Source organism: Dietzia sp. DQ11-38-2, assembly GCF_014145055.1.
Lineage (GTDB): Bacteria > Actinomycetota > Actinomycetes > Mycobacteriales > Mycobacteriaceae > Dietzia.
Genome location: NZ_JAALDW010000119.1, coordinates 1 through 14415, shown reverse-complemented (window position 1 = coordinate 14415; position 14415 = coordinate 1). Strand labels below are relative to the sequence as shown.

Genomic DNA, 14415 nt, shown 5'->3' with positions numbered 1-14415 from the left:
CTCGCCCCTGCTCGTTCGGCGCCAGTGGTCAGGCGGCGGTGCGGGCCCATTGGTGGGGTGCGAGCAGCATGTCGGGGGCGGGTAGTGCCGCGCGGGCTGCGGCAACTAGTTCCCACCAGCTTTCGGGGTCGGTCTCGCGATGGCGATCTTGGGCAGCCATCGCCGCGCCCCAGGTGGTGGCCGATACTGGCGGGCCGGTGGCGGTGGCGCCGTAGGCCAGCGCGATGTCAGTCGGATGGACCTGTTCAGCCTCAGCAGGGTTGGGGAACTCGCCCCACTCGGCCAACGCGTCGGAGCGCTCCGGCTGATGTCGGGTGGTGAACCACCACACGAACACCGCCGAATGCAGCCGGTACAGGCGCACCCGGTCGGCGTGCGCACCGTCGACACCAGCAGCAACAGCGGCTCGCGCTAACCGCGACCGACTGCGGTACACGCGGCCGTCAGCGGTGCACAGACCCAGAGAGCGCAGCGCGCGCAGTTTACTGCGCACCGTCGCCGGGCAGATACCGAGTGTGGTTGCCAGCTCACGCACCGATAAGCGGCCAGAGGCCAGCTGTGTCCACACGCGCATACCCAGCACCCCGAGTGGGCGGGCGTGCCAGATGTCCTCCCGAGCACACTCGAGCTCGGTGTGAAGCTGGCGCTGCATCTCCGGGGAAAATACTGCGCCACTTCTTTGCTTCCCGCCCCCGGGTCTTACGATCCGCCACACTGCGGCCCAGGGGCCGGCGGCTCGCTGCACGCGTGCGATCCACCCCTGCTGGACAAGAGCTCTCAGCCGGTCGGCGACGGTGTCTCTGGACAGGCCCGCGGTGACCGCCCAGTCGCGCTCGGACAGGTGCACGGTGTCGGTGGCGGCTGCGAGTGCTCGTGCGGCCAGGGCGAGGAGCACCAGGCGGTCCTGGGCTCCGGTCTTGCCGGCCCACCGGCCGGGCTGGGCGTCCATACGTGCGAGTAGGTCGGCGACAGCGGTTTCGGCGGCGTGGCGGGCAGGCGAGGGCCCTGCAGTGCCGCGCTGGGTGTAGCTGGCTGCGGTGACGGCTTTGGCCCACTGGCGGGCTAACTCGGCTGCTGCGTCGAATCGGGGTGCGCGCTCGGTGCTACTGGTGCGGTGGGTGCGGACAAATTCCAAGCCGGGCCAGCGGTCGGTGAAAGCGGCCTGGTGCAGGTCGTGATACTGCATTCGGGCGTGGGCGCAGGCCAGCAGGATCGACCAACCCACCGCGGAGGCGTCCTTGTCGGCAGTGATCGGGGCGCGGGTAAGGGCACGAATCTGCGTGGGCAAGGGGCGTCTGGGCCCGGTGAGGTACGGGTGACCTTGCGCATCGACTTGCACCGGAACCGGTGCGGTCGCAGCGTCGGAGGTGGTGGCGGCACTGGTTGGAGGGAGTTGTGTCAGCTGCGTGAGTACTGCATGCAAGGCTCGCAGGGACACCGGGCGGATATGGGGATCTGTCAGCGGTACTGCTGTGCCGCCGGCGCGGTGAGGCGAGCCCGGGGCCCGGACACAACCTGTGCGCGAATTGGACACCGGTCCCCGGTCTAGCGAGGGCCATGCGGCAGCGAAAGCGTCGATGATTGGTGCCAGGCGGTGTGGGGAGATGGCGGCGCTCAGCCGGATCCATACGTGGTATCCCCCACCAGGTCCTGACGAGCACACCAGGTGCTCGATGCCCGCGGCAGTCAGGGCAGCTGTGCACGCTGAAAGGTCTTTGTCTGCGCTTGAGCCGGCATGGTGGGCGTCAAAATCCAGGGCGAGGAGCCGGAATCTGCCCGATTCATCGGTCAAGTGCAGGGCGAAAGGCGTCCCCTCCCCCGGCACGCCGTCGGTGAGACGTCGTGTGCCGGCGAAGGTATGCGCCTTGTGGGTGTCGACACGCACATACGGGCGCGGACTCCACGCGCACACCACAGAGTCCCACCACCAGGTGGAATCGAGGGGTATAACGTTGTCGCGGTCAGAGCGAGACACGCCGATCGGATCGACTGGACCATCCGATGGGTATGACTTACTCTGAGAGGTGCCTGGAAGCACAGCTCTCCTAATTGGTGAGCAACACCGAGTTTGAGCGCCAACTCAGACTCTTGACTTTCGATACCGGCCCACTCGCCAGTGGGCCGGTATCAGTCATTTCAGGTGCTGCATGGAGTGTTCAGTTTTCGGTCATGCAGCTGGCTACTTCACGCGGGAATCGCCTCCTGGTCGTCGTAGCTCGACACGGCTTCAGACATGCCGAGGTGTGCCGCTGCGACCTCGGCTACGTACTGGTTCATTGAGATGCCACGGGCTGCCGCTTCACGTCGAAGCGCGTCATAGACATCTGAAGGTACGCGGACTGTCATTCGTGTCCGCTCCCCTAGCGCTGGTCTCCCAGGCCCAGATCGTGTGGTCGCCATGACGTCAAAAATGGCATGCCTGACGTCAAAAATGCGCGCGACACGCGCAAGGCCTCAAACATGCCGCGAGCGGCGCCCTCGAGGCGACGTGGCCTTGGAGGTCGGGTCACTCCCCAATCAGCTGGCTCAACACCCCTGTGAGTCTAAGTACTCGACGATGGCCTTGTCGGTGATAGAAGCAATGCTGATGGTGCGGTCGCCAGTTTCGTAGCGGAGCTTGTCTACTGCACGTAATAGACGCGCTTTAGTGGACGGACGAAGCCGTACGTTGTGCTGCTCTGTCAGTCGCTCTTCGTCAGCTGAGCCCCCTGGCGCGGAAGCGGGGGGCGTGGGAATAGCTGGTGGCTTAGTTCGTGAAGGCCTCTCAGGCAGGTCTGCTGCAGGATGCACAGCTCGACGGATTGCGGGTTCACGTTCGATGCTCATGCTGCAGCTCCTTTGGGGCCAAGCGCTAGCTCTGCTAGCAGATCTGTATACGCGACCTGGAGGGCTAGGGCCTTTCCGCCGGTGAAGCTATGGATCGGTGTGTGCGAGCTATGTGCGTCCTGGCGTGCGGTTAGCTCCGGGATTGAGGTCTTAGCCACCAATTCTCCGTACGTGTCGCGAAGTTCACGCTCGCGGAATTGGTGTTCGCCGGTTGTCCTCTTGCGGCTTAGTACGAGCTTTTCGAGCACGAGGTGCGGGTTGGGTCGCCTCTGGACGTTACGGATAGTCTCTTGCAGGTTTTCAATCCCGCGGACACTGTCAATGGTTGGCTCAGTGACAGCGATGACTCCGTCTGCTGCGCAAAGCACGGCGAAGAGGAGCTTCCCCAGAGATGGTGGGCAGTCAAATAGGACTGCGTCGTAGGCGGACAGGTCGAGCCCCTCGAAGGCGATGTCGAGGCGGAAGATGAGGTCATTGGCGCCGTCAGATTCGATGTTCGCCAGCGCTTCGTTGGATGGGATGAGATCCACTTTGTCCCACGGAGTTGCGATGACTGCGTCGGCCGCCGACCCCGGGACCGTTCGGTTCATGAGGTCGAATGTCGTCATCATGGTCTCCGTCAATTCGACACCGAGGCCCGTCGTGGAGTTGCCCTGAGGATCGACGTCCACCACTAGAACGTTGCGGCCTTGATGGCTTAGCGCACTGGCCAAGCCCAGCGTTGTAGCAGTTTTGCCGACGCCGCCCTTCTGGTTGCAGAGAGCCAGTTTTCGAGTCAATGTCCATTCCTCCCACGAAGGTAACCGGGCAAAGCTAGCTGTGGCGACAGCCCTAGCGAGCCTAGCTCTATTAGTAAGACTACCTTGCGTGTCTAGCACAGCTGCATTAACAACGCTAGCTAGAACCGCTAACCGTGCCTCGTGAACTAGCCGTGCTAGCAAAGCTAGCTCTGCTCTGATAGCTATTATTGAGTAACTGGCGTACGGTGCCAAGGCCAACAGGCCCAAGTGGAGTGCGGTCGCAATCGGCGGCTTCAGTCAAGTAGGTCGAGGTAGGTACGGCGCGCCTTCATTGCGTGAATGACTTCGGTACTGCCGTCGTCGAAATGCAGAGCGACCAATTCCAGCACTCGGGCCTGGGAGTCGAATCTAAGCGTGAGGACCCGTTGGGGTGGTCGTCGTCGAGTGGTCCGGCCAGGAGGGGAGTAGCCAGCGCGGCGAGGATGTCGTTGTCGCTGATGCCGTGCTTGCGAGCGGATTGCCGGATGATCACAAGGCGGCGGCCCACAGGGCCAGCGCCTGGCGGATCGCCTCGGACCGGTTGAGGTGCTCGCGTTCAGCACGAGCCATGACGGCCCCAAGCTCGGCGTCAGTAAGGCGAACCGGCACCACCTTCGCTGCGTGTTCGGCTCGCGCCGGGCGGCCAAGGCGCTTGCCCAACCACTCGGGGTCGTAGCCAGTTTCGGCTTCATCGGCCCACTGGGCGATCTGATCCTCGGAAACGTTGTTGCCCTGAATCTTCCGCTCCATGAACACAATCGTAATACGAATACCTGGCCAGGGGAAGGGACGCACTGGGGTCAGCCAAGCGACGGGTTTGTTGGATGCCCGGGTCCTTCGGCTCTCGCCCGCACCCCGGTTCAACAGCATCGGGGCCGAAAGCGTCGACCAGGACCGCCCCGGCCCTGCTAGCGAGCACCGGCCACACCTGTCGAGACGCTAACAGCGACCACAGGTGCATTTGGCTTTGACCAGCAGTGACGACAGAAACGACATTATCGGCACTTCCACGCGCAGGCGGAAGCCCCGTAGGGAACGCTTGGCGGCGCCCGCGTGGTCAAGCCAGGCAAGTCCTGGTCATACAGCCCGAACTGATACGGAGGTGCTGCGCTCGATGGTCAGCAGTTCGAGCAGTTCGTCCTCGGTCACGACTTCGATCGGCTGTCCCTTGGCTCGCAGTTCGAGGGCTTTGCGGGCTTTGCCGGTCTGAAATTCCGCGAGGTCGTCGCCGCGGAAACCATCGCCGATCACCAACACGGTGGTCTTTCGCGTCAACCCTTTGGCGGGTGTGGCTCCGACGCGTGCGACCGCGTCACACGCGTCTTGTCTGGTCATGCTGCCCAAGCCTCCGGTGAAGACCACAACCTGCCCGTAGAGAGGGTGCTCGGGATCGGCGTCGACGGACGCCTCGGGAATGACTAGTGGGCCGTGAGCAGCGTGACTGGGGGAGCGGAGAGCGCGAGTCTGCCTGCACGGGTCCCAGCCGCCGGCAAAGAGGCGACCGAGGTTCACCGTCAGCGCGGTGGTCAGGTGCGTCAGGTTTGTGCACTCGTTGCGGTCGGCGAGCGCGAGCAGGATACCGGCGCACGCGCGGGCATCTGCCGCGGCGTCGTGATGGTGCTCAAGCGGCACGCCCAGGTGAGAAGCCACGATTGGCAGTCGGTAGGACACCAGGTTCAAGGCCTGCCGGGCCATGACGAGTGTGCAGCCGTAGGTCCACTCCGGCCACGGGTGGCCAGAGGTCTCGCATGCGTAGCGCACCACGCTGGTGTCGAAGGAGGCGTTGTGCGCCACAACGGTGTGCCCGTCGAGGTACTGCGAGATTTCGGGCCACAGTTCACCGAACCGGGGCTTGGTCTGGACCATCTCCGGGGTGATGCCGTGGATGGACACATTGCGGGCGAAGAACTTGTCGTGCCCCTCGGGGGGACGGATCAGCCAGCTTCGTTCGTCGGTGACGACGCCGTTGGTGACCACTGTCGCGCCAAGCGAGCAGATGCTGGCACGGCTGGAGTTGGCAGTTTCGGTGTCGAAGGCGACGAAGGTCATCTCGGAGCTCATCGGTCACCCACCGGCAGAGGCCTAGCAGCTGGGCTGGAATCGTCGTTGAGGTAGTACCTGAACTGTCGAGGGTGATTCTTCGGCAATCCTGGGTCTCGAGGCAGTGGGTAGGCCGCGGTGAGACGAATCGATTCCAGCTTGCCCCACCCGGTGGCCAGGTCTTTGACGGTGACTCCGAGAGTGAAAGCTGCGCGCCCCTGGCCTTCCCGTGAGGCCTGTGGGTTGGGGGTTCGTGTGGTGAGCGATGCCAGGTCGGGCCAGCGTGGTTCGGTCAGTGCGCCCAGTCCTTGCCGCTCAGGCGATTCGAGGACCGCGTTGAACCGGTTTTTCAGCTCGGTAATCTCGGCCTCGACTTTGCGGAGAGTGTCGTCCACGGTGAAGTACCCGGCGATCTCTGACCGGTCTATCTCGGGCATCGGGTCGTCCGTCGTCTTGACGACGAGCCGGCCCGAGAGAAGCGTCCGGAGTAGCTCGCGGTCGTTGCGTTCAACCGTCCAGCCGCCGAGCTGGCGGGGCAAGTCAGCGGCGCCGTTGACGTCGATGAGGCAGACGTAGAAGCGGTCTGCCGTCAGCTCGACACATGCGACGGGCGGTAGGTAGTCCATGCGTCCCCTTGAGGTTCCGGAGGGGTGTTCACATGGGAATTTACCGCTCAGCGCATCCGCGATGGCAGGTTTCTAAATTTCTTCGAAGAAGTCCTCGTCGATGCGATGCAGCACGACGGTGTGCGATTCCTGCACTCCGACGCCGTACTGGACCAGGAGGCGGGCCAGTCGAGCTCCGTCGATGAGTTCGATGCGGGCGTTGATTCGCTCGGCTTCCAGTAGGGCGCCGCGGGTGAACGACGAGGTTGTGATGAAGACGCCTCGGTCGCCTTGTTTGCCTAGGAGGGCGCCGGCGAATTCGTGGATGCGTGGGCGGTCGACGGTGCGGTCGAGGGCGTAGCGCTTGGCTTGGACGTAGATGCGGTCCAGTCCGAGGGGGTCTTGGCTGATGATGCCGTCGACGCCGGCGTCTCCGCTGGCGCTGGTGCGCTCCACGTTGCCCGCCCGGCCGTAGCCCATCTTCTCCAGCAGGCGGATCACGAGGTCTTCGAACCCGGTGGGGGACAGGGTGAGCGCTCGGTCGAGGAGTTCGGTTTCCAGGGTGGCCTGGTTTTCCAGGACCGCGGCGTCGATGAGGTCTTGTGGGGTGGCAGTCGTATCATCCAGGTCCACCGGGGGTTGCGGTGTCTTCTTGCCGTCTCGGCTTCGGGCTCGGTCGCGGAAGGCGCGGAAGGGCTCGAACTGCTCGAGCACGGTCAGGTCGACACGGTCGGGGTGTTCTGCGAGGACACGGCGCCCCTCGGCGGTGATGACTGAGTAGCCGCGCCGTGGGCGGTGGATGAGCCCTGCCTGGGCCAGGTAGGAGGTGGCCCATCCGACCCGGTTGTAGATCAGACGTGAGCGCCCCGACGGGGTCATCTGGGCCCGCTCTTCGGCGGTCAGGTTGAACTGGTCGGCCATGGCTTCTTTGAGGTCGCGCAACCGATGTTCGCCTCCGTCGGCGAGGTACTCAAGGACCGGCCGCATCAGGGTCTGATAGTCCGGGATCGTCACTGTGAGTCCTCGGTGGTGAGGCTGACGACGAGTTTGGTGGTTTCGGTGGCAACGGTGATGACTCTGGCGATCAAGTCGACGATGTACTTCGGATCGCCGAGCTCGTCGCACCAGTCGTTGGGGTCGTTGACGATGCCGGAGGGTTTGTCGGTCTTGACCTGCCACCGATCGATGATCCAGCCAAGCGCCGAGCGGGAGCCAAGCATGTAGTCATCGGCCTCGGGTGGGATGCCAGTGATCGTCACCTTCGAGTTGTAAATGATTGTGGTCGGGTCGTTGACGAGCTTGCCGGTCTCCTCATCGCGGATGCGGCCCCACTTCATCTTCGACACCCGCCATGTCTCGCGGTCCTCGGCAGAAGCGCCCTTCTTGAGCTCGACCTTCACGGGGTACGGCTCGACCTTCTCGTAGTTCATGTGGAGGTCTGCGAGCATTCGGCCTACACGAGCAACCGTCTCGAACCGGTCCCGGGTTTCCGGGGTCGGGATGTGCGGCAGCATTTTCTTCAGGTCAGCGGCATAGTCGATCCGGTAGTGCGGATCATGTAACTGGCCGTAGACGTAGTAGAAGATGTCGTCCTTGCTCACCTGGGGACCCACATCCTCGCGGTAGATCTCGAGGATCTCATCGGTGATGTTGTCGACCCGGCGATACCCGTACTCATCGACCTCGGTGTCGTTGGCCAAATTGAACCCGCCATCTGCCGCATCGACCTTCTTATAGGTCCACCGGGGGAAGAACTGACCGCCGCTTCCAGCCCCGGTGACATGGAGGTCTGGCAGGGAATTCAGCATCAGCACACTGAACGGCACAGCCGATCCATTACCGACCTGGTAGAAGCCGATATTGGTGTGGTGGGGCGTCGGGAAAATTGATCGGAGCTGGTAGAGCCTATCGTTTAATCGCGAATCGACGTAGGCCCACTGTGGGCTGAAAGGCCTGTAGGTCGACGGATAGACGAACTCGTCGCGCCACTCGAGTTGGGTCCTTCGGAGGACTTGCTGTCTGAGGGAGTGGTTCCAGCTGATCTTGCCCCCCGCTGTGTGGTGGGGGTTGTCTCCTAGGTATCGGGTGAGATTCTCGTCGGTGAGCTTGGAGGCGCCGCGGCTGTGCTGCTCGAACTCGGTCTTGACGGTTCGGTACTGATCAAGCAAGTTTTCGATGTTGTGGCCGAGCTCTTCGCTGGAGTAGTTGTAGCACCAGGCGTCCCGGCCGGTGGAGAGGCCGCGCGAGTGTGCGGTGAACACGGTGACTTGGCCGGGCTCGCGCTTCTTGGCGCCAATGGCGGGCCAGGTTGCGAAGGTGTCGTCGCGTTGGCCGATCCAGTCTCCATGGGAGTTGGGAATGATATTTGACCAGGCGATGCTGCTCAGATTGGCATCGGCGATGATGCGGAGCTTCTCTTCTCGGGTGAGGTAGTCGCCGATGTCCCGGTAGGAGATCGCGCAGGGACCGGAATGTGCTGGGTTCTTGACCCCGATCCAGATCGCGATGGTGGCTTGGGAGCCTGCCCCGAATATCTGTCCGCCTTCTTCTTTCCAGTTGGATTTGCGCATGTTCCCGCGAAGGTTGAACACGTAGATATGGCTGTATTCGTCGGCGAGGCTCAGACGGATGCCGTCGGCGGTGTTGCCGTCGATCCAGCCACCGTTGGAAACGAACGCGACGACACCTTGGTCGCCGATGCGGTCGGTGGCCCAGCGGAAGGCTCGCAGGTAGGAGTCGTAGAGGCTGTTTTTGTTGGTCGCGGTGGAGCGGGCCGCATACGACGAACTGATGCGAGAATCGAGGTGCGGGTACTTGACGTTGGCGTTGAGGTCATTCGCCGATCCCTGGCCCACCGAGTACGGGGGGTTGCCGACGATGACGTTGATCGGAGTCTCGAGCTGCCGGGTGATGCGGTCGTTGTTGGCGGGAAAGACCTTGAGGTCGAGCTCATCGCCTTGTTCGTGGATCTGGAATGTGTCAGCGAGCACGATGCCGGGGAACGGCTCGTAGTCGGCGGTGTCGGTGTGGCCGGCGATGGCGTGGTAGGTGGTCTCAATGTTGACCGCGGCGATGTAGTACGCGAGAAGCATGAGCTCGTTGGCGTGGATCTCTGACGCGTACTTACGGGCTAGATCCGCCGGTTGGATCAGTCCGGATTGGAGCAAGCGGGTGATGAAGGTGCCGGTGCCGGTGAACCCGTCGAGGATGTGCACGTCTTGATCGGTTAGGCCTCGGCCGAAGGAGTCGCGCAGGGCTTGGTCGGTGGCGCGGAGGATGAAGTCGACGATCTCTACTGGTGTGTAGACGATGCCGAGGGCGTCGGCTTGTTTGGCGAAGCCGAGCTTGAAGAACTTCTCGTACAGTTCGGCGATGACTTGCTGTTTGCCTTCGGCGGAGGTGACTTCGGAGGCGCGGACGCGGACGGAGTCGTAGAAGGAGTCGAGTTTCGCGGTCTCGGCGTCGAGGTTGGCGCTGGCGAGTTGGTCGACCATGGTCTGCATGACCTTGGAGACCGGGTTCTGAGCGGCGAAGTCGTGGCCCTCAAATAGGGCGTCGAAGACGGGTTTGGTGATCAAGTGTTGGGAGAGCATGCTGATCGCGTCGTCGCGGCTGATCGACTCGTTGAGGTTTGCCCTCAGTCCGTCGACGAAGTCGTCGAACCCTCGGGTTAGTTCGGTATCGGCGTTGGCGAGGGTGGCGTTGATGCGGGTGATCTGCGCGGCGGCGATGTCGGCGACATCGGCGGCCCAGTCTTCCCAGTAGGTGCGGGTGCCGACTTTGTCGACGATCTTGGTGTAGATCGCCTCTGTCCACTCAGATAGGGAGAACAGGGCCATCTGCTTGGTCTGTTCGGCATCGCCTGATCCGTCAGAGCCTGCATCGGACCCGGTGCCACCACTGTTGGTGGAATCCTCGGCGGGTCCGACGTGGCCGCCGAGGAGCTGGTCGACGCCTTGGCCGGTCTTGTCCCGGGTCTTGGAGTTCAGGGCGATGGAGTTGACCATCGCGTTGAACCGATCGTCATGCGCCCGCAGGGCGTTGAGAACCTGCCACACGGTCTTGAATCGCCGGTTGTCGTTCAACGCTTCCGACGGCTTGACGCCCTCGGGCACGGCGACGGGCAGGATGATGTAGCCGTAGTCCTTGCCTGGTGATTTGCGCATCACGCGACCGACGGACTGGACCACGTCGACCACGGAGTTGCGGGGATGCAGGAACAGCACTGCATCCAATGCTGGGACGTCCACGCCTTCGGACAGGCAGCGGGCGTTGGTCAGGATGCGGCACTCATTGTCATCTGGTTCGGCCTTGAGCCAGGTCAACTCCTCGTTGCGCTTGAGGGCGTTGAAGGTGCCGTCGACGTGGTGCACCGAGCAGTTCAGGGACCGGTTGGTGTCCGAGACGTCCACGCCGTCGTCCTCGATGTCGCGCAGCAGGTCTTGGTAGGACTCCACGACCCGGGGAAGCATCTCGGCGACCTGCTTGGAGGACTTGATGTCGCGGGCAAAGGCAACGGCTCGGCGCATCGGCGGCTCACCGGGGGCGAAGCCCTCGCCTGTCGGGGAGGTGCCGGCTCGTTTGGCCAGTCCGTTCCAGCAGCCCACCAGTTTGGATGCGTCATCGAGCTTGAGCTCACCGGCATCGGCCAGATCTGATTGAAGCCGGCTGGCCATGACCGATTCGTCCACCGTCAGGACCAGGACCTTGTAGTCGGTGAGAAGTCCGCGGTCGACGGCCTCGCCGAACGAGAGCCGGTGGAACTCGGGACCGTACGTCTCTAGGTCATCCATGGAGGCGATCTCGGCGGAGTGTTCCTCGGCCTTGTCCTTGGTCTCGTCGTTGAACAGGCGCGGGGTGGCGGTCATGTACAGCCGCCGGCTGGCCTTGAGGAAGTCCGGGTCGTGCACTGCGACGAAGTTCGACGCATCCTCGCCTGCGAGGGTGACACCGGTCGTGCGGTGGGCTTCGTCGCAGATCACCAGATCGAACGTGTCCACACCAAGGCTCTGGGCCTTGGAGACCGCGGGCAGTGATTGGTAGGTGGTGAACACCACCGTCATCCCCGCTGCCCGCTTGCGGTGGCTCATCTTCTCCGCGAGCTGCTCTGGGTTCGTGGTGACTGGAATGGCGACATCGGAGGTGTCGTAGTCCTCCGCTGCACGAGAGACCTTGGTGTCCGAGCAGACTGCGAACGCCCGAATATCTAGCTCGGCACGGGCAGTCCATTCGCGCAACGTCTGCGACAACAGGGCGATTGAGGGGACGGCGAACAGAATTCGGGCGCGCCCGCCGTTGTCGAGGGCGGTCTGCTCGGCGATCTTCAGCGAGGTGAAGGTCTTACCGGTGCCGCAGGCCATGATGAGTTTGCCCCGGTCGTTGCCCTCGGCAAACCCGCGGAACACTGCCTCCAGGGCTTCCTGCTGGTGGGGGCGCAGGGTGTATGGCGTGGACGGGGACAGGTCGACTTGGAGTTCGCCCTGGGGCCAGGCGATGTCCCAATCGATCGCCGACTCGGCGAGGTCATCGAGCGAGATCCGCTGGACCGGGATGGTCTGACCATCGAGGGCGTCCTCGGCGTGCTTGCCCCACTTGTTGGTCGTGGAGATGATGACCCGGTTGGTGAACGGGGACTTGCCCGAAGCGGTGAAAAACGAGTCCAGATCGCCCTTCTGTAGGTAGTGATTGGGCTCGTAGAACTTGCACTGGATTGCGGTGTACTCACCGGTGTCCCGTTCGCGGGCTACCAGGTCGATCCCGGTGTCGGGCTTGCCGTCCCGGCCGGGCCAGTCGATCCACCGCCACACCTTGTCGTACTGCTGCGACAACATCGGGTCGAGTTCGAAGTAGCGCACCATGAGCTGCTCGAACTTCGTTCCCCGCTCCACGTTTGTCGGAGCCTGACGGAACGCCTCGATCACCTCATGCACAGAAGCCATGTGGACAGTCTTACAAGACGATGTTCACTGGTATCCGTCGGATGGGGCTCTTGAACGACTGGATCTATGTTCAGCCATCTCAGCAGCTCAACTCTGCTTCGGGGCCGAGCTAGGCAGGGGGATCGTTTGTAGTCGGGCTCTGACGCACTCGGCGAAGTGGGGCGCCTGGGCCTGCCTGAGCTTGTCGGGCAGGGAGAAGCTGCGGCCTTTGCCTGTCCAGTGGATGAGCTGGGCGGTGATGACGGCGTCCACCACCTGGGGGGCACTGTCGGCGACGAGGGTGAGGAACTCGTCAGCGGTGTGAACCTCGTAGGGGCAATCATCAGGGTCGGGGTACAAGCCGGTGAAGCCTGTGCGGTCGTTCGAAACGATGATGGCGATGCCTTCATGGATGGCGGCACTGTGGACGTGCGCGTCGCACTCGTCCGGGTAGGTGACCGACTCGTCGATAGGAAAACTGCTGATGCGGTTCTCGCCCATGGAAGCCATCAATCGATCCCGGAGCGCTTCGATCTGCTGAGACGAGGCTCGGGGGAATCGTTTTCGGCGGTGGTACATCGCTTCGGCGAGGATGTCCTCGGTCCAATGAAAGGTCCATGAGCCGATGGTCTCGGTAGCGATGAGGCCGAACCAGGAGTGAAGTGTGGCGGAGCACCAGATGTTCGCGTCGGGAAGAACCGAGTGTGGTCGCACAATCGCCATGAACGCCACCCTATAAGTGCCCAGCGACACCGAGGGTGCCCGCAGGGTGCCGCTGGGCAGGGGTCAAGGGTTGTTGCTGGCGAGCTCGTCTTCCAGGTCCATGACGTCGAAGACGGCCTGCTGGCGTTCCAGGCGTAGCTCATCCTTTAGGGCCAGAACGTCAGCGCTACGCAGTCGATGGTGCGAGCCCACTTTGTGGGCGGGGATGCGTCCTTCGCGGACAAGTTTCATCAACGTCGGTCGCGATAGGCCCAGCAGTCCGGCGGCTGCGGTGGTGGTGAGGTTCTCGGGCATGGCCGCGATCGAGACCGGGCGGCCCTTTGCCATCGCGTCGAGCACCAACTCGAAAACTCTCGCCACCTCGACAGGAAGTTCGGCGTCCTGACCGGTTCCAATCTGGAGGGGCTGCCCACCGAGGGATTGCACAAAGTCGCGAGCGACAGACTGCTCGTCCGCAGAGAGCAAGACCTCGTTGGTGGCTGCAATCGTGATCGTCATCGCGTCCCTCCTCGGCGACTCTGGGTCGTGTACCGGATGTGCGCTCCACGGTACGCAGTTGCACTTATAAGTGCAATAGTGCCCACATTGCATGAAAGTTGCAAACAGGGCTGCAAACCAAGACGCCCCTTTGGGGTGCACCTTCGCCCACTGTGGCCCACTCCCAAGGGCGAGTTCGCCCGGTTAATCAGTTTCACGGACGCCAGGGACTACCTGGCCTCAAAGCTGGCGGACGCGCAAGTAACCTGGCCCGACGCGAGCCTAAAGCACCCATGTCACAGCCCTTCGGTACGGTCTACACACGGCCTGCGGCTCGCGCGGTCGCCGATAGGAGAGGACCCACTGTGGCCCACAGGACCTTCTTCAGTTTCCACTACCAGCGCGACGTTCAACGCGCCTCGGTGGTTCGGAACAGTTCGAAGTTGAAGCCCTCGATCACGCCGGAGTGGATCGAGGCGTCGCTCTGGGAGTCAGCCAAGGGGACCAGCGACGAGGCGGTAAAACGCCTAATCGACGATGCTCTCAAAGGAACCACGGTGACAGCCATCCTGATCGGCGCTCAGACCGCATCCCGCCGCTGGGTGAACTACGAGATCGACCGCAGCATCGAGCGAGGCAACGGGCTGCTCGGCATCTACATCCACAACATCAAGGACTTCGCCGGGGATACCGACTTCAAGGGCACCAACCCTCTCCCCAGCGGCTACCGCACCTACGATTGGGTCAACGACGACGGCTACAACAATCTGGGCTCCTGGGTTGACGATGCCTACGACGCCGCCCACTGAACCCGAGTGCCCGTTCTGCGAGATCGTCGCTCGAAGGGGGGACGCGCGAGAGGTGTTCCGGACGGACTCGGTAGTCGCCTTCTTCCCAACTGAGCCCGCGACATTGGGCCATACGTTGCTGGTCCCACGTGCTCATATCCGCGACATCTGGGACGTGGACGAAGACGTAGCGAGCGAACTTGGGAGATGGACCGTAACGCTGGCCGGGGCGATCAAAAGTAGTGCCCCATAGAGTGGT

11 protein-coding genes are annotated in these 14415 nt (G+C 63.0%); 1 reads left to right on the top strand and 10 read right to left on the bottom strand.

Going from position 1 to position 14415, the window contains the following annotated elements; genetic code table 11:
- Positions 1–28 precede the first annotated feature (28 nt).
- From G6026_RS04615 to G6026_RS04570, 10 genes are all read right to left on the bottom strand, one after another.
- A complete protein-coding gene (locus tag G6026_RS04615) occupies positions 29–1288 on the bottom strand; it encodes a hypothetical protein (protein WP_182612376.1) in 1260 nt (419 codons plus the stop codon).
- A gap of 896 nt (positions 1289–2184) precedes the next feature.
- Positions 2185–2346 (bottom strand): toxin-antitoxin system HicB family antitoxin, encoded by a 162-nt coding sequence (locus G6026_RS17755; protein WP_159110332.1) that lies wholly within the window; start codon positions 2344–2346, stop codon positions 2185–2187.
- A gap of 476 nt (positions 2347–2822) precedes the next feature.
- Positions 2823–3605, bottom strand: a complete 783-nt coding sequence (locus G6026_RS04605; protein WP_156607482.1) for an AAA family ATPase — start codon at positions 3603–3605, stop codon at positions 2823–2825.
- 489 nt (positions 3606–4094) lie between these two features.
- Complete coding sequence (locus tag G6026_RS04600; protein WP_156607480.1) at positions 4095–4355, bottom strand: ribbon-helix-helix protein, CopG family; 261 nt, start codon at positions 4353–4355, stop codon at positions 4095–4097.
- A 327-nt stretch (positions 4356–4682) separates the two neighbouring features.
- Complete coding sequence (locus G6026_RS04595; protein WP_182612375.1) at positions 4683–5654, bottom strand: exonuclease domain-containing protein; 972 nt, start codon at positions 5652–5654, stop codon at positions 4683–4685.
- 8 nt (positions 5655–5662) lie between these two features.
- On the bottom strand, positions 5663–6271 hold the full coding sequence (locus G6026_RS04590) for a hypothetical protein (protein ID WP_156607475.1): 609 nt from the start codon (positions 6269–6271) through the stop codon (positions 5663–5665).
- Positions 6272–6343: 72 nt separating this feature from the next.
- Positions 6344–7264: a restriction endonuclease gene (locus G6026_RS04585; RefSeq protein WP_156607474.1), complete on the bottom strand. Its 921-nt coding sequence runs from the start codon at positions 7262–7264 to the stop codon at positions 6344–6346.
- Complete coding sequence (locus G6026_RS04580; RefSeq protein WP_156607472.1) at positions 7261–12189, bottom strand: DEAD/DEAH box helicase; 4929 nt, start codon at positions 12187–12189, stop codon at positions 7261–7263. The genes G6026_RS04585 and G6026_RS04580 overlap by 4 nt, the downstream gene beginning before the upstream one ends.
- Positions 12190–12276: 87 nt before the next feature.
- Positions 12277–12891 (bottom strand): PIN domain-containing protein, encoded by a 615-nt coding sequence (locus G6026_RS04575; protein WP_156607470.1) that lies wholly within the window; start codon positions 12889–12891, stop codon positions 12277–12279.
- A 63-nt stretch (positions 12892–12954) separates the two neighbouring features.
- Positions 12955–13389, bottom strand: a complete 435-nt coding sequence (locus G6026_RS04570) for a helix-turn-helix domain-containing protein (protein WP_061917404.1) — start codon at positions 13387–13389, stop codon at positions 12955–12957.
- 344 nt (positions 13390–13733) lie between these two features.
- Between G6026_RS04570 and G6026_RS04565 the strand changes: the two genes are divergently transcribed.
- Positions 13734–14177: a TIR domain-containing protein gene (locus G6026_RS04565; protein WP_061917401.1), complete on the top strand. Its 444-nt coding sequence runs from the start codon at positions 13734–13736 to the stop codon at positions 14175–14177.
- Positions 14178–14415: the final 238 nt, after the last annotated feature.